Annotated in this window: 21 protein-coding genes; 11 read left to right on the forward strand and 10 right to left on the reverse strand. The window is 40.6% G+C overall.

All coding sequences use genetic code 11. The annotated features are described in order from the left end of the window. Positions 1 to 4 precede the first annotated feature (4 nt). Genes A33Q_RS17510 through A33Q_RS17520 form a run of 3 tightly spaced genes read left to right on the forward strand, consistent with a single transcriptional unit; the run spans position 5 to position 1671 of the window. Positions 5 to 559, forward strand: a complete 555-nt coding sequence (locus A33Q_RS17510) for a CopD family protein (protein WP_009035419.1) — start codon at positions 5 to 7, stop codon at positions 557 to 559. Next, entirely contained in the window at positions 552 to 1220 is a 669-nt protein-coding gene (locus A33Q_RS17515; protein ID WP_009035418.1) for an SCO family protein, read from the forward strand. Before A33Q_RS17510 ends, A33Q_RS17515 begins: the two co-directional genes overlap by 8 nt. Further along, complete coding sequence (locus A33Q_RS17520; RefSeq protein WP_009035417.1) at positions 1213 to 1671, forward strand: c-type cytochrome; 459 nt, start codon at positions 1213 to 1215, stop codon at positions 1669 to 1671. The genes A33Q_RS17515 and A33Q_RS17520 overlap by 8 nt, the downstream gene beginning before the upstream one ends. On the opposite strand, the gene A33Q_RS17525 is transcribed toward A33Q_RS17520, so the two are convergent. Beyond that, positions 1654 to 2115 carry a hypothetical protein gene (locus A33Q_RS17525; protein WP_009035416.1) on the reverse strand — a complete coding sequence of 154 codons (462 nt, stop codon included), beginning with the start codon at positions 2113 to 2115 and terminating at the stop codon, positions 1654 to 1656. The genes A33Q_RS17520 and A33Q_RS17525 overlap by 18 nt on opposite strands. A 197-nt stretch (positions 2116 to 2312) precedes the next feature. Here A33Q_RS17525 and A33Q_RS17530 point away from each other — a divergent pair, with 197 nt between their 5' ends. Continuing rightward, positions 2313 to 3137, forward strand: coding sequence for an aminotransferase class IV (locus A33Q_RS17530; protein WP_009035415.1), 825 nt, complete (start codon positions 2313 to 2315; stop codon positions 3135 to 3137). A 10-nt stretch (positions 3138 to 3147) separates the two neighbouring features. Here the strand turns inward: A33Q_RS17530 and A33Q_RS17535 are convergent, their stop codons facing one another. The 5 genes from A33Q_RS17535 to A33Q_RS17555 are packed head-to-tail and all read right to left on the reverse strand — an operon-like array spanning position 3148 to position 10148. Then, on the reverse strand, positions 3148 to 3588 hold the full coding sequence (locus A33Q_RS17535; RefSeq protein WP_016255485.1) for a hypothetical protein: 441 nt from the start codon (positions 3586 to 3588) through the stop codon (positions 3148 to 3150). A gap of 42 nt (positions 3589 to 3630) precedes the next feature. Then, complete coding sequence (locus tag A33Q_RS17540) at positions 3631 to 4857, reverse strand: ABC transporter permease (protein WP_009035413.1); 1227 nt, start codon at positions 4855 to 4857, stop codon at positions 3631 to 3633. Next, the gene (locus A33Q_RS17545) at positions 4854 to 5486 is read right to left on the reverse strand and encodes an ABC transporter ATP-binding protein (protein ID WP_009035412.1); all 633 of its coding nucleotides are present in this window, start codon (positions 5484 to 5486) and stop codon (positions 4854 to 4856) included. The genes A33Q_RS17540 and A33Q_RS17545 overlap by 4 nt, the downstream gene beginning before the upstream one ends. Positions 5487 to 5488: 2 nt before the next feature. Next, on the reverse strand, positions 5489 to 6667 hold the full coding sequence (locus tag A33Q_RS17550) for a hybrid sensor histidine kinase/response regulator (RefSeq protein ID WP_009035411.1): 1179 nt from the start codon (positions 6665 to 6667) through the stop codon (positions 5489 to 5491). 52 nt (positions 6668 to 6719) lie between these two features. After that, entirely contained in the window at positions 6720 to 10148 is a 3429-nt protein-coding gene (locus A33Q_RS17555) for an ATP-binding protein (protein ID WP_009035410.1), read from the reverse strand. Between the two features lie 128 nt (positions 10149 to 10276). On the opposite strand from A33Q_RS17555, the gene sucD reads away from it, so the two are divergent. From sucD to A33Q_RS17580, 5 genes are all read left to right on the forward strand, one after another. Then, a complete protein-coding gene (gene sucD / locus A33Q_RS17560; RefSeq protein ID WP_009035409.1) occupies positions 10277 to 11158 on the forward strand; it encodes a succinate--CoA ligase subunit alpha in 882 nt (293 codons plus the stop codon). Positions 11159 to 11481: 323 nt separating this feature from the next. Beyond that, positions 11482 to 12861 (forward strand): Na+/H+ antiporter NhaA, encoded by a 1380-nt coding sequence (gene nhaA / locus A33Q_RS17565; protein WP_040490631.1) that lies wholly within the window; start codon positions 11482 to 11484, stop codon positions 12859 to 12861. Positions 12862 to 13056: 195 nt separating this feature from the next. After that, positions 13057 to 13320 carry a DUF4160 domain-containing protein gene (locus A33Q_RS17570; protein ID WP_009035407.1) on the forward strand — a complete coding sequence of 88 codons (264 nt, stop codon included), beginning with the start codon at positions 13057 to 13059 and terminating at the stop codon, positions 13318 to 13320. A gap of 11 nt (positions 13321 to 13331) precedes the next feature. Next, positions 13332 to 13583 carry a DUF2442 domain-containing protein gene (locus A33Q_RS17575; protein WP_009035406.1) on the forward strand — a complete coding sequence of 84 codons (252 nt, stop codon included), beginning with the start codon at positions 13332 to 13334 and terminating at the stop codon, positions 13581 to 13583. Positions 13584 to 13832: 249 nt separating this feature from the next. Next, entirely contained in the window at positions 13833 to 14111 is a 279-nt protein-coding gene (locus A33Q_RS17580; RefSeq protein WP_009035405.1) for a hypothetical protein, read from the forward strand. Here A33Q_RS17580 and A33Q_RS17585 read toward each other — a convergent pair whose 3' ends face one another. Next, positions 14112 to 14384 (reverse strand): hypothetical protein, encoded by a 273-nt coding sequence (locus A33Q_RS17585; RefSeq protein ID WP_009035404.1) that lies wholly within the window; start codon positions 14382 to 14384, stop codon positions 14112 to 14114. A 164-nt stretch (positions 14385 to 14548) separates the two neighbouring features. On the opposite strand from A33Q_RS17585, the gene A33Q_RS17590 reads away from it, so the two are divergent. Next, a complete protein-coding gene (locus A33Q_RS17590) occupies positions 14549 to 16186 on the forward strand; it encodes an ABC-F family ATP-binding cassette domain-containing protein (RefSeq protein WP_009035403.1) in 1638 nt (545 codons plus the stop codon). A 369-nt stretch (positions 16187 to 16555) separates the two neighbouring features. Here the strand turns inward: A33Q_RS17590 and A33Q_RS17595 are convergent, their stop codons facing one another. Both A33Q_RS17595 and A33Q_RS17600 read right to left on the reverse strand, forming a co-directional pair. Further along, a complete protein-coding gene (locus A33Q_RS17595) occupies positions 16556 to 18037 on the reverse strand; it encodes an FAD/NAD(P)-binding protein (protein ID WP_040490641.1) in 1482 nt (493 codons plus the stop codon). Between the two features lie 65 nt (positions 18038 to 18102). Beyond that, positions 18103 to 19389 carry a serine hydrolase domain-containing protein gene (locus A33Q_RS17600; protein WP_016255489.1) on the reverse strand — a complete coding sequence of 429 codons (1287 nt, stop codon included), beginning with the start codon at positions 19387 to 19389 and terminating at the stop codon, positions 18103 to 18105. Between the two features lie 114 nt (positions 19390 to 19503). Between A33Q_RS17600 and A33Q_RS17605 the strand changes: the two genes are divergently transcribed. Continuing rightward, on the forward strand, positions 19504 to 21291 hold the full coding sequence (locus A33Q_RS17605) for a glycoside hydrolase family 9 protein (protein WP_009035400.1): 1788 nt from the start codon (positions 19504 to 19506) through the stop codon (positions 21289 to 21291). Positions 21292 to 22006: 715 nt separating this feature from the next. Here A33Q_RS17605 and fic read toward each other — a convergent pair. Continuing rightward, entirely contained in the window at positions 22007 to 22873 is an 867-nt protein-coding gene (gene fic, locus A33Q_RS17610; protein ID WP_009035399.1) for a protein adenylyltransferase Fic, read from the reverse strand. Between the last annotated feature and the right edge of the window lie 2 nt (positions 22874 to 22875).

The following is a 22875-nucleotide window of genomic DNA, read 5'->3' on the forward strand; positions in this document are numbered from 1 at the left end:
AACAATGGCTTTCGAATACATCAAAGCCCTGCATATCATTTTTGTGATCACTTGGTTTGCAGGCCTTTTCTATATCGTACGTTTATTTATTTATCAGACCGAAGCTTACGAAAAACCTGAGCCTGAAAGAAGTATTCTTGCCCCGCAGCTGAACCTGATGGCTAATCGACTTTGGATGATCATTACCTGGCCATCCGCCATCCTAACACTGATTTTTGGGTTTTGGGTGCTTTATTACCGATGGGGATATATGCAGCTGGGCTTTATGCATGCCAAACTTGGCTTTGTCTTTCTATTGTACATTTATCACTTTATTTGCCATAAAATTTACAAAGATTTGCAAAATGGCATCACAAAATGGACCTCAACCCAGTTAAGAATATGGAATGAAGTTGCAACCATTTTGCTATTTGCCATCGTTTTCCTGATAGTGCTCAAAAGTTTGATTAGCGTTGTTTGGGGGATATTGGGTCTGATTGCGCTCAGCGTACTGATGATGGCAGGAATCAAATGGTATAAATACAAAAGAGAAAAAAATAAAAGGACGAAAAATGAATAAATATACAGCTTACTTTCTCATATTATCTGCAGCATTTATCTGGGCTTGTGACCCAGGAAGTAAAGAAAAAGCGGAAGAAGCCAACAAACCATTACCCATCTTGGGCAACTCTCATATCAATGAATTTGAGATGGAAGGAAAAGTGGTCAAAGACACCATCTACCACAAAATCGCAGATTTTTCATTCACCAATCAAGAAGGTAAAGAAATCAGTAATAATACAACTGACGGAAAAGTCTATGTGGCAGACTTCTTCTTTACTACCTGCCCAACCATATGCCCAATAATGAAAACCCAAATGCTGAGGATTTATGAAAAATTCCAGGATGAATCTGACTTCATGATTCTAAGCCACACATTAGATCCGGAACATGATACACAGGAATTGTTAAAAGACTATGCCGCCAAAATCGGAGTGGAGGATGATGCCACCTGGCAGTTTCTGACTGGCGATCAAGAGAGAATATTTGAAATCGGTCAAACTTCTTACCTCACCACTGCCATGTCAGACAAAGATGAGCCGGGAGGCATACTTCATTCAGGAGCATTTGTACTGGTTGACCAAAAAGGCAGAATCCGAGGTGTATATGATGGCACCAAGGAAGACCAGGTCAATAGATTGATGAGAGATATTCCAAAATTACTTCCCAATAATGAGTAAAAACTCCATTTGCCTGACACTCTTAATTCTAATATTTGCTTCATGTGGGCAAAGTAAAACATCCAATGAAAATACTTTGGCTACTATCAAAGACACCAAAATACTTCAATATGCCATAGAGGGAAAAGTCCTATATGAAAATTACTGTGCCAATTGCCATCAAAAAGACGGAACAGGTCTGGGAAAGTTAATTCCTCCTCTCAATCCTTCTGATTACATGCTAGCTGATATTGGAAGAACTGCCAGAATAATCAAACATGGACAAAAAGGAGAAATAGAAGTCAATGGCGTAAAATATGACCAAGTTATGCCTTCCAATCCACGCCTGACCAATATGGAAATCGCACAAATTATGACTTATATCTACAATATTTGGGGAAACAAAGAAGGAGTGATTGACGCCAACAGAGTGGGCGATTATCTTCAGGAAAAATCAACTGCTGAGGACTGATTTGGCTTCTGCCATAGCCGTTTTGATGTCAGAATTTACTTTTTCGACCTTTTCTTTTTGATCCAAAAGGTACTCCCTGTACTCTTGTTCAGACAATGCCTCAGGAGAAGACTGATACTGCCGCATCCAGACAAACATCCCGTCAAAAGCTTCATCCAGTTTATTGGCTAAGGCTTGAAGACTTTTGATTTTTTCAGCATTATCCACTGAGTCTTCCTGATACAAGCCTTCAGATACTTTTAAAATATCTTTTCTCAAGGATTTAATTTCACCCATTAAGGGCATGACCTCATCATGGATGGCGATTACTTCATCTCTTAACTCCTCAGTATTCTCCTTTTTCTCTGCACATCCCGACATGAGAATTATACAGAAAATTATACTGAATGCATGCTTAAAAATGTCTTTCATAGAAGGTTGGATATCCTTTGCAAAGTAATACATATTTTATTAAAACAATAATTTAATTATTTTAAATCACAAATGAATAAGTTAAATACATATTTAAATAAAAATATTCACTTTTTTAAAACTAAAACCTAAAAATATTGGGTGATTTTCGAATCAAAATATTTTCTTTTATAAAAGGGTGTCGATTATTCATGAATCACTATTTTTAGCATTGCTAATAAAACCCTATTATGAAACAGTTTTGCTTTGCAAAAGATCAGATCATCCCTGCAGCTGAAGCCAGCATTCACCCTATGGACATAGGTCTTATCAGAGGCTATGGTATTTTTGATTTTTTCAGAACGTCCAACTACGCCCCGCTTTTTTTAAGTGACTATTTGGATAGGTTTATCAGGTCTGCAGAAAAAACCCACTTGACACTCAATTACTCAAAAGAGGAGTTGAAGCAGATCATTCTGGAATTGATTGAGAAAAATAACCTTTCCGACGGAGGCATCAGGATGCTGTTGAGTGGTGGGGTTTCGGAAAACCATTTTTCTCCTACGGATGGCAGCCTTTTTATATTCAACGAGGATTTGGATTTTCCTCCCAAAGAAAAATATGAAGCAGGGATCAAACTCTTACCCATTGAGCATGTCCGGTATATTGCAGATATCAAAACCACCAACTACGCTTTTCCGGTATGGCATAGTAAAATCTGGAAACAAGAAGGTGCTGAAGATGTACTATACCATATGAACGGTTATATTTCAGAAAGTTCAAGATCCAATATTTTCATCATAAAAAACGGGGAAATAGCCACTCCTGACAAGCATATTCTACATGGGATTACCCGCAAAAGGGTATTGGAACTGGCAAAAAACGTAGCTATCAGGCCTATTTCCTATGAAGAATTGCTGCAAGCTGATGAAGCATTTATCACCTCCACAACCAAAAAAATATTGCCTGTAACCAAGGTAGGCGAGAAAGCAATTGGCATTGGTAAAGTTGGTCCTGAAACCCAAAAGCTGATGTCTGCTTTTGCGAAGATGGAACAAAAAAGCTCTCAAACCTGAGAGCTTTTTTTTAGTTTGTAAGCAATTCTGCATTTTTCAATATATACATCAGCTTTTCCGGGTCAGAATCATTGAGGGTAAGTGTCCCCCTTACCTTAACCCTTTTTGAGGTGTATTTAATCGGATTTTTCATCAACACTTCCATGACTGTTTCCGGACCACCCGATCCACAGAAAAAACATTCTGCCAAAGGCAAGGAAGAAAGGATGATGTGCTCAGGCTTGAACATACCCTCAAAAGGGATAATATATCCATCAGCTTCTACAGTCTTTCCTTCGAGATTTTTAATCTTATCTCCAAAGACCGGAATATATAATTCTCCAAATTCATCTTGACCGATTTTGTAGGTCACCTCTGACAGATCTCTCCAGACATTTTGGGAAGATTGCGCCCAAGTGGAACCTATAAATAAGAGAAACAAAAAAGACAATCCAATTTTCTTAATTGACATATGTGGTTGATTCATGTTCAATGCTTGATTTAATTTTCAATTTTACGAATTGGTCAGCTGCTTGGCAATATCTGTTTGATAAGCGTTCCAAGCTGGTATAAGAGAGGCTAAAACCCCTACTCCAACAGCATAGCCCAGAATATACAGTTCTTCTACCAAGAATACTGCAGCACTCAAACTACTAATAGCCCCCTGTTCATTCTGCATAACGATGATACCTAGAAAAAGGTGCCCCATAGCAATTCCCACCAAGGCCCCTATAAAAGTAAGAATCACCCCTTCAAGTATAATATGGAAGAATAGCTGACCGCTAGATGCTCCCAGGGTCCTCATCACTGCCAGATCGTATTTTCTTTCTTTTAGAGAATTGTACAGCGCAATAAAAATACTAAGGCCTGCAATGACGATGATCACCAAAGCTAGCCCCTGTATCAACTTTACTCCAATTCCCAACAATTCAAAAAGTCTGGATATTTCGAAAGAAGGAGAGGCAGCCTGAAGGGCTGTTCTGCTGTTGATCATTCTAGGCAGTTGAACGGCTGCCATGGGGTTACGGTATTGGATCAGCAGGGAGGTGAGCTCTCTATCCTCATCACCTGGGTCCGGGAAACCTGTAGTCGCAACAGCATTTTCAAATATCTCATGATCATGCTCTTCATCATGAGTATACCAAACCGATTCTACACTTGTCAATACAAGCTTATCGAGTACATTATTCTTGGGCTCCAAGATTCCCGTTACTGTATACGGGTGCTCATCATGCTCATGGCTGCTACTGCCAATCCCGTGGGAGCCTATAAAATTATCCCCAACTTTCAGTTCTAATTTTGTAGCCACTTCATAACCTAGGACTACATCAAAGGGTTTCACCCATTTTTCTCCTTCCTGGACTTGGGCTTCATATAGATCCAAATAGTCATAATTTGTACCTACTATTCTATAGCCCTGATAATTATCTCCAAGACCAAGAGGTATGATATTCTTCACCAATCTATTTCGGGTCAGGCCAACAGCCTCATCCAGGTCTATATTCCCCGTGGGAAAATCTATGTGATATACGCTGGAAAGTATCAACTGCAAAGGACTTCCTTTGGCACCAACTACAAGATCAATTCCTTTGGAGTCTTTGGTCATTTTATTCTCGAACTGATCCTGAATCAAAATCAGCACAGTAATTATTGCAAGTCCAAGTGCCAGTAGAAGAATATTCAACCCAGTATTCATTGGCTTTGCTACCAAATACTTCCAACTCAATTTCAACATGTTCATGATAAACCTCCCATCGTTATCTGATTAGCAATATGATCCTTTACTCTTTGGTCGTGAGTAACAATGACCAATGCAGCTTTAAATTTTTCGGCCTGCTCTTTTAATAGCTTTACCACATTGGCAGCATTGGCATCATCCAGGCTTGCCGTGGGTTCATCTGCAAGAATAACTTTTGGACTATTGGCCAGAGCACGGGCTATGGAAACACGTTGTGCCTCTCCTTCAGATAATGTATTCACTTTGGAAGTCCGCTTTTCTGAGATACCCAACTCAGCCAGTAAACCTGTGATTTTACTATTACTTTTTCCTGAAAAAAAATTAGCCAGCTTCAAATTTTCTTCTACAGTGAGGGGGGCAAGTATATGTGGCTTTTGAAAAATGATTCCGATATTCTTGCCTCTAAATTTATCCAACTTAGCTCCTGAAAGCGAGTACAGGGAGGTTCCGTCAATGATTATTTCCCCCTTAATTGGCTTCAGCAAGCCTCCAAGCATATTTAAAATGGTGGTTTTGCCGCTTCCTGATTTACCGATAATCAGCAACTGTTCCCCCTGCTTGAGATGGATATCAGGGATTTTAAAGGGTTGGTTTTTTTGATAATAGAATTCTAGGTTTTTTGCTTCAAGCATGTTTATTTGGTTAATGGAATACTCACATAGAAAGTTGTTCCTTTTCCGGGTTTGCTTTCAAATGTAATTTCTCCTTTCAGTACATCGATGCATTTTTTCACGATAGACAAGCCCAGGCCTGAGCCTTCAATGATGCCTACATTCTTTGCTCTAAAAAAACGGTCAAAGAGCTGATCATGTTCCTTTTCAGGTATACCAATTCCTTGATCTTTGATGATTCCTTTCAGGACTCCCTCTTCTTCAAAGACTTCAAAACTCACAATTTGGCCATCTTTCGAGTATTTTACTGCGTTGGAAAGCAGGTTTTCGAAAATCTGATAAAGTAGATCGTGATCAGAAAAAATGGTTTTGGGCAGTTTGCCTTGAGTAAAATTAATCTTCACGTCATTTTCACTGCCTGCTTTGACCACATCTACTACCTCGTTGAACATGGCCATCAAAAACATCTTATGAGGCTTATAATCAATCTTATTGGCATCGGCTTTTCCGAAAAACAACACAGATGTCAGCAGGCTGTTCAAGCTTCGTACTGAATTTTCGATTTTGTCTGCATGCTTCATGATCTTGGCCTTGAAAGGATGCTCCTTTTCAGCATACTTCTGCAGCAGTTGGGCAGAACTCAGGATAGAGGTCAAAGGTGTTTTAAACCCATGCGATACATTGAGTACAATCCTGGACTTAAGTTCACCTATCTCCCTTTCTTTTTCCAAAGCCCTTGTCAATTCCTTATTTGCTTCAGCCAGATCTGCAGTTCTTTGCTTTACTTTTTCCTCTAATTCATTGTTAAGCTTCTGAAGCTCCTTTTCCTTCCTGTCTTTGAATATGGCCAACTCAATCACCATATTCAGCTCCCTGATATTAAAAGGCTTGATTACATAAGCAGAAGGATTGGTTCCCACTACCTTTGACAGGGTTTCTGCATCTGAACTTGCACTGAGATAAACCACCGGGATATCATACTTTTCGTTGATAATTTCAGTAGTACGAATACCGTCCAGCTCTCCGGCCAGATTGATATCCATCATGACTATATCTGCAGGATTCTCTTCCAAAATTTCCAATGCGCGCTCTCCCGAATCAGAAATACCAATAATCTGGTGGTTGTTTTTTTCCAGTGCTTTTTTGAGCAGAAGCGCTGATACATGATCATCTTCTGTAATTAAAATCCTGAGTGGAAACATATTTCTAGTCTATAATAAGGTGCAAATTACTAGTTTAATCTAATTTCAAAAATCAATTTGGATCAACAGGCAAGAAAACTATCACAGAGGTCCCCTGCCCTTTTTTACTTTTCACTTTGATCTCACCCTTCATCAACTGAACAAGGTTTTTGGTAATAACCAAACCTAGTCCCGTACCTTCAAATGACCTGCCGTACCCCCTACTCTCCTGTTCAAAGGGCTCAAATAGTTTCCCTAAGAATTCTTCATTGATTCCTACACCTTCGTCCTTGACTTCCAGATAAATTTTGTCTGATTCCGATTTCAGTGTAATGGTGATGACACCTTTTTCCGAATACTTGATGGCATTGCCTACCAGATTATTGACAATCATCTCAAAGTACCGCTGATCTGTTGCTGCAATAAAAGGCTTGGTTTCGTATTTGGCTCTGATCAAGAGTCCCTTCTTCAATGCCAATGGCTTTAGTGGAACCAGCAATTTGCTGAGAAAATCATTCAAGTTGGTCTCTCTGTAAAGCACTTCCATTTTGTTCGCCTCTATTTTTGAAAGGTCAAGAATACTGTTGATAGTTTGCAAAAGTCTTTCTCCTGATTCATGGATGATTTCAAGTTGACTGATCAATGCTGCATCTTCCTGCCTTTCCATAATGATATTCTCAGCGGTTCCAAGAATTCCATTGAGTGGAGTCCTGATTTCGTGGCTCATATTAGAAAGAAAACTGGACTTAAGCCGGCTTGACTCCTCTGCCTTTTCCTTAGCTATTTCCAAACTCTTTTCATATTTCTTTTTGTCTGTTATATCCCTGAATACACTGAGGAACACAGCCTTCCCTTCAATAGGTGCACTTAGTTTTGTAATGTAAAACTCCACATCCTTCACCCCAGCCTTAAAAGGCATTTTTAAATCGAACTTAACGGGGGTACCGGGATTTTCTTTTATTTTTTCGAGCATCATCCCTCTTTTGTCAAAGTAATAATCAGGATCAGTAAATAAATCAGAAACGGTAGGATCTTTGATAGTCTGCAAGTCTACCCCTGCCAGTTGGGCCATTGCAGGGTTCGCAAACATCACCTTTCCTCCCTCTACAGAAAGTACCAATCCGTCCTGAGAGCTTTTCCAAACATTTCTAAATTGATCATCACTGACTTTCGCTTCTTCGGTTTTTTGGTCGATTTTCTGTTTCAAAGCCCCATGACGCTTAAGCTGACTTAGAAATACACTGAACAAAAACCCAATTCCCAGAAATACCAGGAGAACCAAAATTACAAACCATGTTTGCAGATAGAGCGGCTTACGAATGGTGAATTTTTCTGATAGTACCACTTCGGAAAAATCCAAGCCTCTTAAACCAGCTCTCAAAAAAAGTTGGTAATCTCCGGCTGGAAGATTATTGAAAATCAAAGAATTGTCTCTAGGATTAACCAGCTCCATCCAACCTTCATGATAGCCCTCCAGTTTATATTTGAGAACCAAATCATCCACCTGGAGAAAAGTGACCGCATCAAAATCTATTTTGATGGAATTTTGCTCAAATGGAATTTTTCTTAAATCAAAGTTTTGTTCAGGAGCATTCAAAAAACTAATTCCTCCCATCTTGACTTTAGGTTGGAAATTCCACCTCTTATCTTCCTCTGGGTCGTAAATAGACAAACCTCTTTGCGTCCCGATATAAATCCGCCCATCACTCCCTTCTTTAAAGGCTCCTCTATTGATCTCTGATCCGGACAAGCCACTCTTCTCATCCAAATTCCTGATCGTCTGACCATCGTATTTGTAAACTCCCTTATCTGTCCCTGCCCAGATATTTCCTTTGGAATCTTTTAAAAGCGCATAAACAGGCCTTTGGATTACCTGGCCATTTACCTCCCAAAGTTTAAAGCTATTATTCTTCCATATCCTGAGCCCCGTTTCTGTTCCATAAAGCACAGAGTCTTTCATGTCCAAAAAATCAAAGCCCACAACAGATACCATGTCTTCAAATTCAATAATACCATTTTTTAAGGCACTATTGCTCCCCTGCATAAAAACCATGCGCCCATCTTTAAGCTTATCCACTTTTCTGAAAAAAACTTCCTCTTGTTCAAGCTTGGCTGTGAAAAACCTAGTAATATCATTGTTAAAATGCTCCTTGACGGAGGCGTGGATAGATGAAAGGTAGACCCTGTCCCTACTCACCACAAACAAAGAGTCACCTATGGCAGCTACCGCTGTAACAAACTTATCCAATGGACTTGGAGCGTATTCAATTGTCCGACTCTGTGGTTCAAACCTTCCCAGGCCTTCAAGATTTGAAGAAAACCAAATAATTCCGTTCCTGTCCTTTGAAAAATTGGTGATCCTGTTTCTTGGCTGACCACGTAAATTTTGATCTTCAATGACAACCTGGGATTGCTTCCCTTGTAGAATCTGAATTCCATTATTAAATCCAAGTATAAATTTACCTTCCTCAAACTCCAGCAGAGCAGTCACTTCATCATCCAAAAGAAGGCCGGATTTAAAATTCTGAAATCTTAGGGATTTGATATTGAGCACTCCTCTATGGGATCCTATCCAGAGAATGTTTTCCCTATCAACCAATGCGTGATATATATTATAAGACTTCAATTCGTCAAATGCGTCAATCACCAACATGCCCCCTGATTCAGGGTTCAAGTGGTGCAAGTGGGAATTGTAATGGTAATAAATATCCCCCTCGATTATTTGGAGGCCACTGTAATCCAAAAGACTGTAAATATTACGCACAAAACCAGTATGGTGGAATTGATCCGCTTGATCATACGCTAGGCCAGAAGCTAAAAAGTCTTTCCCCAGAAAATAAAACCTTTCATCGTGATCATTGAAGGCTATGTGGCTTACTGGAGCCGGAAGTTCAAGACCTTTGAAATGAAAATCAGACAATTCACCGTCTTTGAGCAGCAGCGATCCGTTTCTAAAAAGGAGTAAATGTCCTTCCTCTAAGGGAAAAACAGACTGAAATAACCCTAATTCTGAGTAAGGTATTTGTTTGGTATCCCAAGTATCATCTTTCTGAAATGCCAAAAGCCCTTCTGACTGAAGAATAATCGCTTTTTGCTTTGCTTTGCCCTTCACAAACAACTGAACATGAAGCGGAGAGGCCAAATCTTGGATACTTTTGGGAAAATTGACTTCAACCCATTCTGACCCTTCCAAAAAATAAGCCTTCAGCGGCCCCGTCTGATTATAAATCCAGATTTTACCTTCTCCATCCTTCAAAAGCCCAATCTTATCTGAAAGAGAATCTACTATATAATCTGGCAATCCGTATGTGGAAAAACCATCTGAATAAAAAACACCCGCTCCTGTATTGAACCACATTTTACCCTCATCATCCTGAACCATGTCAAATACATTGTCGGAAGGTAAATCCAAACCTTTGATTAGTCGGTTAAATTGGAATACCTGAGCATACCCGGTATGAAAAAACAAAAATGCAATAAAGAGGAAAAGGGATTTTCTCATTTGTTAATTAAATACCGTCTAAATTATAAAAAGATAGGCACACTGTAAATTAATTGGATATTGTTTCCCTTTTCTTTTTGTCAACGGGCTTAATCTTTTATTTTTGTCGAAACTTTAAAAATCAAAACATGAGTGTTTTAGTAAATAAGGATTCAAAAGTAATTGTGCAGGGCTTCACCGGATCTGAAGGTTCATTCCATGCGCAGCAGATGATAGAATACGGAACCAATGTCGTTGGCGGGGTTACTCCCGGCAAAGGTGGTTCTACCCATTTGGAAAAACCAGTCTTCAATTCTGTGGAAGAGGCTGTTGAAAAAACAGGTGCTAATACTTCCATTATTTTTGTTCCGCCGGCCTTTGCAGCAGATGCTATCATGGAAGCCGCAGATGCAGGTATAAAAGTTATCATAGCTATCACTGAGGGTATTCCTGTGGCTGACATGATGAAGGCGAAGCCTTACATCAAGGAAAGGGGCGCTACCTTGATCGGTCCAAATTGTCCGGGAGTCATCACTCCGGGAGAAGCCAAAGTAGGCATTATGCCAGGTTTTGTATTCAAGCAAGGCAGAGTGGGTATTGTATCCAAATCAGGAACTTTGACTTATGAAGCAGCTGACCAGATCGCAAAAGCCGGTTTGGGTGTATCTACAGCTATCGGTATTGGCGGTGATCCAATCATTGGTTCTTCTACCAAAGACGCCGTTCAGTTGTTGATGGAAGATCCGGAAACTGACGCAATCGTTATGATCGGTGAAATCGGCGGAAACTATGAGGCAGAAGCTGCCAAATGGATCAGGGAAAACGGGAATAAAAAACCAGTGGTAGGCTTTATCGCAGGACAGACTGCACCTCCGGGACGTAGAATGGGTCATGCAGGTGCCATCATTGGCGGTGCTGATGATACTGCTGCTGCTAAGATGCGTATCATGGCCGAAAACGGTATTCACGTAGCTGAATCACCTGCCGAAATCGGAGCTGTAATGGCGAGGGTATTGGGAGTTGAAGCCTAATTATACAAATCATAAAAAAGATTAATATATTTTCACAAATGCTTAAAAGCCACTTAAGAATCTGTTCTTAGGTGGCTTTTATTTTTTTATTTTTATGAACAGTTAAAACAATATAATTAGCTGTTCATTTCTATATTTTTTCATTTTATACTCGATTTATCTGAAAATCATTTTCCTATAATTCTATTCATTTCTAACGTCTAGAACTATATCTCAACAGGAAGGATAAGTCAAAAGCGAGACTTTTCCTCCTATCCTTTTTTTAATACAGTCCGTAAGATTTTGCTCAAACCCAAGTTATTCAACCCATTAAAGGCAAAGTCATGACTACTCACATGCTAAAAATCAATATGCTGGACCCCATGATGCGGTTTATCAAGAATAGCACATTCAGCTCCTTTTTGCTATTTTTCTCAGCTGCATTGGCTTTAATATTGGCCAATTCTCCAGCGCAAGCCTATACTCAATGGTTATTGAGTCAAAGTATTGGATTCAGCCTAGGTAGCTTTGTAGTTGAAAAACCCTTGTTGCTGTGGATAAATGATGGTCTGATGTCAATATTCTTCTTTGTCATTGGGCTGGAGTTGAAAAGGGAAATTTTAGCTGGGGAATTATCTACCCCCAAAAACGTATTGATGCCGATAGTCGGCGCAATAGGGGGAATGGTAATTCCTGCTTTGATATACCTATCTATCAATGCCGGAGGCTCAACAGAGGTAATGAGAGGCTGGGGTATTCCTATGGCTACGGATATTGCATTTGCTTTGGGAGTACTGTATTTATTGGGGCCTAAAGTTCCGGTTCAGTTAAAGGTATTTTTAACAGCTCTAGCCATTATAGATGATTTGGGCGCTGTGCTGATCGTAGCTATATTTTATACCTCTGAAATTTCCTTGGTCAACCTTACTATAGGAGCGATCATATTGGCCTTGATGTTTGCCCTAAATAAAATGGGTATCAGAAGAGTCTTAATTTTTGCGATTTTGGGAATTGGAGGAGTATGGTTAGCAACCTTACTCTCCGGAGTTCATGCTACAGTCGCTGCTGTGCTGGCAGCATTTGCCATCCCCGCAGACCGGAGAATTGACAAGTCCAATTACCTGGACAATATCAATCAACTTGCTTCCAAATTCAAGATAGCCAACAAAGCAAGAGATGAAAAATATCTTTTGTCCAGTGAGGAAGAAAACATTATCGGAGAAATCAAAAGGGTTTCCAAAGCATCAATCTCCCCTTTGCAGAGACTGGAGCGAAACATGCATGGCTTGGTGGAGTTTTTTGTCATGCCCGTCTTTGCCTTGGCCAATGCAGGTGTAGTATTGGACAGTAACTGGATGGAAATGATCAGCAGTCCCATTGCGATGGGGGTAAGCTTTGGACTGGTGTTTGGAAAAGTCATCGGGATCTACGGCTTGTGCATGCTGGGCCTAAAACTGGGATGGTTCAGGATTCCGGATAGATTGAATACCAAAATGCTCTTGGGTGCCTCGTTTTTGGCCGCCATCGGCTTTACCATGTCCCTATTTATCAATGCACTGGCATTTACGAACCCCATATATATCGAGCAGGCCAAAATGGGGATACTCTTGGCCTCACTGACATCGGGATTTTTGGGTTACTGGGTGCTTAGAAAGGCAATTCATCAGCCAAGTAAAAACAAGGGAGAAAAAGTCGAAGCCACGGTTGTAGAAGTTTCGGCATAAAAGAAGCACCATCTTCTGATTTAGGCGGATTGTGCTGTTATGGCCAAGGTGCTGGGAGTTGAGGCTTGAGAGAGAGAATAGTTCATAGTTAATTGATGAATATAAATAAAACCGCTCAGGGTAAATTCTGAGTGGTTTTTTTCTTGAGTTTAAATAATTTCTGGTGAAAGTATTTTTTACTATTTTTAAAGAAAAATGCCTGAAATAAGCAGATTCTATGGAATCGTTATTTATATGTTTGCCAAAGATCACAATCCACCTCACTTCCATGCAAAATACGGAGAGTATAAAGGCATTTTCAACATAAAAACAGGGGAACTGATAGAAGGTGAACTACCTAAGAGAGCTCTTCGTTTAATAGAAGACTGGGTTGAGTTAAGAAAGGAAGAATTGATGGCTAATTGGGAAACTGCCCAAACAGACTTTCCAGAGTTACGAAAAATTGATCCACTTCAATAATTATATTCAAGATGCATGCTATTATAGATATTATTCACATTGAACCTTTCAAATTGACTTTGAAATTTGAGTCAGGTGAAATTAGAAATGTCGATCTTCAAAAAAAACTAATAGAATGGGGGGAAAATCCAAAATCTAAATTTGCCGATTTAAAAGAACCCAAGAATTTTCTAAAAGTAAAAATCGATCCAGAGTTTCAATCATTGGTGTGGGACAATGGCATAGATCTTTGTCCTGATTTTTTGTTTGAATTAGGTATTTAAGCAAAAGACAAAAGCATTGCTTAGATACAAGTATGAATTGGATCTATGGGATTAAAGTTTTAATTCCTGAAACTTTCGGTTTTAATAGAGAAATCCGAATTACTTAAAGTTTTTTAACTCACAACTTAGAACCCAAAAACGTATTTTTCAAAAAAAATTAGTCCATGAAGTATTTTTCAATTATTAGACAATGAAACCTATGATCTACTTCCCCAAAATGGGGAGATACTTCAAGAGTTGACACAAGAAATGGACAGTCTATTAGAAGTCGATTTGACCCCATACGACATCATCATCAATGGAAAATACCTGATTGGGCTGGAGTGGATTTCCTATAAAAACCAAAATAACTCCGGGATACTCACTATTAGCACGTCCTATCCATTTGGAAAAACATTTATGAAAAATTCCAGTCATGACCAATGGGTAGAAATAAAAGGAGCACCATCTATACAGGTAGATGGCGCTTTATTATTTAAGATTAAAAAAACGGCCAGTAAAATTGTTAAAAAATTGAATTTCAATTGATTACTCCTCCTCCATTTTATCCAATCCGTGTTTTTGTTCGAATTGATTTCGTTTGATTTCAAACCGTTCGATTTCCTGATTGACAAAATCCAGAGATTCATTGTAGCGGCTGAATAATTCTCCCATGTTTTTTTCCATATCTGAAAAATTAAATTCCATAGCATCCAACTGTAACTGAGAAGCTTTTTCTACCATAGCCTGCTGACTGTTTTTCAAATCTTCCAACAGCCTCAGCGCCCTATCCATTTTTTCTAATTTTTCTCTGTTATTCATTGTTCATTTATTTGGTTAATCAGTCAAAACTGCGCAAAGACCGTTCCGAAGAGGCCTTAAAGAGTAAATAGGCAATATAAAACATCCCATGCCTTACTAATTTTACAATCTTTAAATTTTTAAATTTTCAATTCCTTACCTTTGCCGCTTCAATTCCAATTCTCATGATTTCAGTAGACAATATTGCAGTAATTCACGGCGGGCATGCTTTGTTCAGCGATGTATCTTTTTCCATCAATCCCAATGATAAAATCGCTCTGATGGGAAAAAATGGTGCAGGAAAATCCACCATGCTCAAAATCATCGCCGGAGCAACCAAGCCTTCCAAAGGAGGGGTCTCCGCTCCAAAGGATGCCATCATTGCCTACCTTCCCCAGCACTTGCTTACGGCAGACGACTGCTCTGTTTTTGACGAGACAGCCAAAGCCTTTGCTTCCTATCTGGACCTGAAGACGGAAATAGATGCGCTCAACGAAGAACTTACTGTTAGAACAGACTACGAATCTGAGGAATACTACAAAATCATTGAAAGGGTATCTGAGCTTTCCGAAAAATTCTATTCCATAGAAGAAGTAAATTATGAGGAAGAGGTTGAAAAAGTGCTTTTGGGCCTTGGATTTGAAAGAAGTGATTTTAAAAGGCCTACTTCCGAATTTTCAGGTGGCTGGAGGATGAGGATAGAGCTGGCCAAAATACTTTTACAAAAGCCCGACCTGATCCTTTTGGATGAACCGACCAATCACCTTGACATAGAATCGATACAGTGGCTGGAGGAATTTTTGACTGAAAAAGCCAAAGCTGTGGTGGTCATCTCCCACGACCGTGCGTTTGTAGACAACATCACCAACCGGACCATAGAAGTGACTATGGGACGTATCTATGACTACAAGGCCAAATATTCCCATTACCTGGAGCTGAGGAAAGAAAGGCGCGAGCAACAACAAAAGCAGTACGACGAGCAACAGAAATTTATAGCCGAGACAACCCAATTTATCGAAAGGTTCAAGGGCACTTATTCCAAAACCCTTCAGGTCCAATCCCGGGTGAAAATGCTGGAAAAGCTGGAGATTGTAGAAGTAGATGAGGTAGACACCTCAGCCCTACGCCTACGTTTCCCTCCTTCTCCTAGGTCCGGAAAATACCCTGTGATCGTAGAGGACCTCACCAAATCTTACGGTGATCATGTGGTATTCAAAAATGCCAGCATGACAATCGCACAGGGCCAAAAAGTCGCTTTCGTAGGAAAAAACGGTGAAGGCAAATCCACCATGATCAAAGCCATCATGGGGGAGATCGACTTTGAAGGGAAATGCGAATTGGGCCACAATGCATTGGTTGGGTATTTTGCCCAAAACCAAGCCTCTCTCCTGGACGAAAGTCTGAGCATCTTCGAGACCATTGATCAGATCGCTGTAGGAGAAATCCGTTCCAAAATCAAAGACCTCCTGGGTGCCTTTATGTTCAAAGGAGATGACATCAACAAAAAGGTCAAAGTTCTTTCAGGAGGAGAAAAAACCAGACTGGCCATGATTAAGCTTCTATTGGAACCAGTCAACCTCCTGATTCTCGATGAGCCTACCAATCACCTGGACATGCGGACCAAGGACATCATCAAAGATGCGTTGAAAGCTTTTGATGGCACTTTGATACTGGTTTCACATGATAGGGATTTTCTGGATGGACTGGCGGACAAGGTGTTTGAATTTGGCAATAAGCGGGTCAAAGAACACTTTGAAGACATCAATGGATTCCTGAGAAATAAGAAGCTGGAGAATTTGAGGGAGGTGGAAAGAAAGTCTTAATGATATATACTTTGTGAAATATATTGAAATATGCCTTCGGCGAAATAAAGAAGATATTTGCTGCGCGATATTGAAATGAAGCGGGAATTCTGAGGGCAAAGGAATTCGGGATAATGGATATATGCTGCGCGAAATTGAAGCGAAGCGGAAATCCCGAGAGCAAAGCGATTCGGGATAAATAGAAATATGACTTCGGCGATATAGAAATCAAGTTTTAGAACTGCTTTTATTGACAAGGTCGGGACTTATAAAGAAAATTTATGGTGCTGGGAGAAAGATGAAAAGCGAAGCTTTATCTGTGTTTATCTGTGTGATCTGTGGTTATTTTTTTCTTATATAAACCTGTAGAAAAATCACCTCTCTCTATCTTTAACTCCCCAGCATTCTGCAGACAATTTCTTCAGTCATTTTGGAAATCATCTGCACATTGAACCAAACAGCATTGACATCCATCAACATACCATTGGCCAGGTGCCCGGTCACGTATAAATCAGATCCGGCCTGAGGGGCCATAGACTGCATGGTTTTGCTGCTGATCACCGCTCCTCCTGCCTTATACGGAAGAAGCATCTTTTTCTGAAGCATTCCATTTACCAATTTCAGATCCATCTGCTCAAGTCCTGAAGGACTTCCTGTGGCATTGATCAAAAGATCCATCTCAAATTTCTGCCCTGCATCTGATTTCAGTTCAAAAGCCTCTCCATCTCTCACTGCTTTGGCTTTGCTCACACAAGACACCACCTTCAACTTCCCTGACTTGAGCAGTTTCTGAAGTTTTTCAGCATTCTGAATTGGCATAGCATGTCTGTTAATCCCCCAGTGAATCCCCAACCATTGATGAAAATGCAGCTTATCCTCTTCGGAAAGCCAAGACCAAAGGGTAGAGGCATCATGTCTTAGGGCATAGGCCATTCGCAGCAGCGGATCCCCTCCTTTTTCAGCCCATTCCAAGTCTTTTTCCAGCAAGGTCAAAGCATCATACCCAAACCTCCTCTCAATCTGCCAATCCATATCCGGGCAGTCCAATTTCACATCTTTTATAAAAAGCCAGTAAAGCTGCTTAAGTGAAGGTTTTTTTAGTGCATTTCGTCTATACTCATGTACATTGGGCAGGGTTAAACACTTCCGGTTAAAAGGCTTGGTTTCATAAGGCTGCACTTTGGGTAGCAGACCATCAGGAGAAAACATATAAATCTTCCCATCAAATCCGTTGTCCATCAAGGTCATCACCGAGTCAATCCCGCTTAAGCTGGTACCCATGATTCCAACCGTCCCTGCATCCTTACTTTTTTCTACTATAGGGTCACCCGGCCAAGGACTGTGGTAATATTTATTATAGGGCATCAACTCCTCATAAGTATTGGGAGACGGAGTTCCCAAAGCCAAAATCACATAATCTGCACAAAGCTTTTCACTCTCACCATAGGACAATTCATAAATCCCATCGGTGTAATCCAATTCGCATACTTCTTCCTCAATTCTACTTACTGAAAGTTTTTCTTTCTTTGCTTTTTTGATAAAAAGTGAAGCCATGTCTGAAAGATATTCCCCATAAACTTTTCTCGGAGTAAAGACCTTCTCATTTTGCTCATAGAGCTTTGGATAACGTTCTTTTATCCATTCAGAAAAATGACCCGGCTCATGGGAAAAAATACCCATCAAATTTGTTTCCGTATTGAGTATATGCCCCTTCTGATCAGTACCAAAAGCCAAACCGTAGCCCAGTTCTTTTTTCTTTTCAAACCATACAAGCTCAGTATTATCCTGAATACTTTCCTCACATATCCTGACCACCAAGTCCACAAAAGCAGCTACACCACAAGCCCCTCCACCTATAATTGCTATTTTCATTTTCACCATGTTGTAGTTTTTAAAAACACCTTTTCCAAAGTTCCAAACTTTGGAAAAGGTCAAGCTTAATCTATTAAGGAGAAAACCATCTGCCTGAATTTCCAGGCACTGTCTTCTGCAGGGGAATCCCGTGTCTGTTTCATCAGAATGCCGATTATTCCGGTCTGTGGATCCGCAAAATACTGGGTATTGAAATAGCCTCCCCAATCAAAGGTCCCTTCACTGCCAATACCGCCTTCAGCCACACCATCAGCCGTCACTACCCCAAAAGCCAGACCATAATGTTTGGATCCTGACCAAAGGTCTCCGATCTGATTGGACATTATGGTCTGTATGGTAAGCGGGCTCAGCAATCTTTTGCCGTTCCAATTACCCCCATTGAGGTACATCTGTAAAAACTGAGCATAGTCCTTAGCTGTACTTGAAAGACCCGCCCCTCCTGAAAAAAAGCTTTTAGCTCCTTTTATGGGATAATCTGCATCATAAAAATTGCCTGCATAGCGGACCCATTCTTCGTTTTCCTTCTTATGAACCGTAACCAGTCTATTGGATTTTTCATCAGGCAGGTAAAACCAAGTGTCTTTCATCTCCAAAGGGTCAAAAATTCTTTCCTTCAAAAATTTGTCAAAAGGCATTCCTGAAATGATCTCCACAAAATAACCTAATACATCCAATCCTTCCGAATAGGTATATTTTTCCCCAGGATGGTGATGCAGAGGTAGGTTGGCCAGGTGCTTTACATTTTCAGCAATGCTGATGTCCTCTGTAGTGTACAGATCCACTATTCCTGCTTTTTGGTAAATCATCCTCATTCTTTCATCTCCATCGATCATTCCATAGCCCAAGCCTGAAGTATGGGTGAGCAAGTGACGGATTGTGATCTCCTTATTCGCTGGAGCGGTTGTGTAGCTGGTATCTGCATACCTAAACTGCTGTAAGACTTTAGGGTTTTTGAATTCGGGTATCCATTTGGAAATGGGATCATCCAACCTGAAGTGTCCTTCTTCCCAAAGCATCATCACCGCGGTGGAAGTAATGGCTTTGGTCTGCGAGGCTATTCTGAAAATAGCATCCTTCTCCATGGCTCTGTTTTCCGTCACATCTGCTTTCCCCTTGACCTGATGATAGACGATTTTACCATTTCTGGCTACCAAGGCAACCAATCCGGGAATTTCATCATTTCTAATAGCCTCCTCAAGCATGGCATCAAGTTTTTTCAATCTTTCGGCAGATATGCCAACAGATTGAGGAGTGCCTTCCAATAGAGATTGGGGATTTTTTGAAGATAGGTTTTGAGCAAAAACAGAGCATACATAAAATAAGAAAAAGAGGGTGCTGTAGAGTCGTATCATTTCTTTTATATTTTAGCCAAAGTAATTTAGTACCGCTTATGGGATAAAAAAACTTATTTTTTACCATAAATCAGTATTTTCATTCCAGATCAGTCAATCCCAAAACCTATCACTATGACCATTCTGAAAATCATCCTCCTTTTGAACTTCTTTCTGACAAGCCAAGCGGAAAAAGACGAGGAACTTTATATCCGTATCAATCAGCTGGGATACCTTCCCGAAGACAGCAAAATTGCAGTACTATTCAGCCACAACACCAAACCTGAAACTATTCAATTGATTCAATCCCGTTCAGATAAGCTCATCAAAGAAATCAAGCCTAAAAGAATGGAAAAGGAAAATTGGGGCGGTTTTCAATATTGGGAGGCAGATTTCAGTGAAGTACGGGAAGAAGGGGAATATTTTCTCCAGAGCAAAAGGTCAAAAACCAAGTCTCCTGTATTCAAAATTGGCAACAATGCCTTTTCCAACCATCAGGAAACCTTGCTCGAATTTATGAGACAGCAGCGCTGTGGGTATAACCCCACCTTGGACATGGTCTGCCATCAGAAGGATGGAAGGGCATTTTTTGGTCCTATGCCGGACAGCACCTTTGTAGACCTGAGCGGCGGTTGGCATGATGCAGGAGACCAATTGAAATACCTCATAACGTCAAGCTATGCGACAGCCCACATGTTGATGGCCTATAAAATGTACCCTGACCGCTTTGAGGACAAAGTAAATGCTTTGGGACAAGCAATGCCCAACGGGATTCCTGATATTCTGGATGAAGCCAAATGGGGGCTAGACTGGATACACAAAATGCATCCTGCTCCTGATCAGCTTTTTCACCAGGTCGCAGATGATAGGGATCACCGTGGATTTAAGATCCCCAATAAGGACAACTCAGACTATGGATGGGGAGAAAATTCCTACCGTGTGGGCTATTTTGCTACCGGCAGACCTCAAGGCTTGATGCAATACCAAAGCGAAGCTACAGGAATAGCCAATCTGGCCGGAAGAAGTGCAGCTGCCATGGCATTGGCCGCCAAGATTTGGGAGGAGGATCTGAACGACCCGGTTTTTGCGGAAAAATGCAAGAAAGCTGCCTTGTCGCTTTATGCCCTAGGCAGAGAAAAAGAAGGGTACCAACAAGGAAACTCCTACTCCGCCCCATACCGGTACAATGAAGAAACTTGGGCAGATGATATGGAGTGGGCTGCTGCGGAGCTATACAAACTGACAGGGGAAGCCAAGTACCTGGATCAGGCCAAGCACTATGCCCTAATGAGCAATACCGAAGACAGCTGGACGGTACGTGATTCCGCTGCACACTATCAGCTATACCCTTTTATCAACATGGGACATTATTCCCTTCACGAAGTGGCAGACGAAGATTTTAAAAAGACTTTGGAAGGCTATTACCTGGACGGAATCAAATACACTTTGGCCAGAGCAGAGCGTAACCCTTTCCACATTGGCATTCCATTTATCTGGTGCAGCAACAACCTACTGACCTCTTTGGTCACACAGGTGATTTTATATGAAAAAATGAGTGGGGACAAGAGTTTTGAGCCCTTTCTGACCGCACAAAGGGACTGGTTGTTTGGCAGGAATCCTTGGGGAACATCCATGTTTACCGGGATTCCGGAAGATGGAGAATATCCGGTAGAGGTACATACCAGTACTTATGTCCTACTCGGCATGGAAGTGCCTGGAGGCTTGGTAGACGGGCCTATTTCCAGGTACATTTATAACAACCTCATTGGCCTGACACTCCACAATACTGATAAATTTGAAAGAGTACAAAACGAGAGAGTGGTGTATCACGATGATGTGGGGGATTACAGCACCAATGAACCCACCATGGATGGCACTGCCGGTGCCATTCTAATGATGACCCACTTCAGTGGAAAAAGGTAATTTGCTTCAATATTCTCTTTGCTTCTTAGCATCCTTGCGAGAAATCAAACTCTCCCTTATTCAAAGATTTGGTTTCACGCGTCGAACGCAACGAGGACGCAGCGAGTGCCGCGAGAAATAGCTATTTATCATTGATTTCCCAGTTTTTATCTTGGAAAAGTGTCTCCCGATTTAAGGTTCAGGAGATCCTTCGTTTATTTCTCACTACCATTGACAGATGTGGAGGGGTCGTCACCCTGAGTGATGCGAAGGATCTCTTGATAAAAAAGTTAGGAGATTCTTCGTTCGGACCATTGACATACATTGGGGGCGGCACGTCACCCTGAGTGAAACGAAGGGTCTCTTTGACTTGAGTGCAGGAGATTCTTCGTTCGTTCCTCACTTAGAATGACGGGTTTGCAGATGTCATTCCCTTTCTGTAAATGCAAAATTTTAAAATCTCAGAATGACGTACACCAACTGCCATTTCCTTTCTGTTAATGCAAAATTTCAATATCCCAGCATGACGTCATCTTTTTACCTCCGGTTTAAGACCTTTATTGATTTTCTGTTCAATCGTATAGAATCAGGCATTCAAATTTTCTAATTCCTTTGCTTCTTTGCGTCCTTGCGAGAAAAAAACTCCGCGATCCTACCGAAAAAAATTAGGACAAGTTTTACCCCTCTTAAAACTCTGCGTGAACTATCCGGGTGAGAAATAAAACCCCTCTCCTATTCACTCCTCATAATAATAGGAGTAATCAATCCCTTTCATGAACATTTCCCTGTCATTGATCTTTGAAGTGAGCGCATTTTCTATCAGTTGCATAAGAACACTGCTGTCAACCGTACTAATAATCATTGCATTCATGTAGCTATCCTTACTAATTTTACTCCAGTCCACACATTTTTTCAATTGCTTTTTAAGCATCAAATCCAGCCATATCCTTGTACTTCTGCCATTACCTTCCAAAAAGGGGTGTGCTTTATTCATTTCCGTATACTTCAAAATAATCTCCTCCAATGTGCTTTGAGGCATGTCATCTATTTGTTGCAAGGTGCTCTTTAAGTGTTGGGCATATACAAACCTATACCCTCCTTTTGAAATACTTTTTTCTCTGATTTGACCGGCAAAGTCATACAAACCTCCAAATAAATAGGCATGAATCTGTTGTAATCCCTTGGTAGTGCCTACTTCTATTGCGTTGATGAGATTGCTATCAAAGAGAGTGTAGGCTTTCTTTTTACTTTGACCATCAATGCTAGTATCGCTATAGAGAAACCAGTCTAAAAACTTATTTGCCTTATTATTGGGGAAACTTTTGCATAGTTCAATTACTCCATCACTATCCAACATATCCGTTTTATAACTTTTGCCGTCTGCGGCTCTTAATTTCAGTTGGGTAGTGTCACTAACCAACTGAAGGTTTTCCTTTTTCAGCTTAGCTTTCAGGTACTTCCAATAGTTTCGGACTTTTTTGTAATCTGGCTCTTCATTCAACACTCCAACAATATCCAAAACACTAAACCACCATTTGGAACTTTCATCGTCCCAAACGGCGCGTACCTCACGGTCATCAAAAAAACGGATGGATAGTTTCATGG

It is taken from the genome of Indibacter alkaliphilus LW1, assembly GCF_000295935.2.
Lineage (GTDB): Bacteria > Bacteroidota > Bacteroidia > Cytophagales > Cyclobacteriaceae > Indibacter > Indibacter alkaliphilus.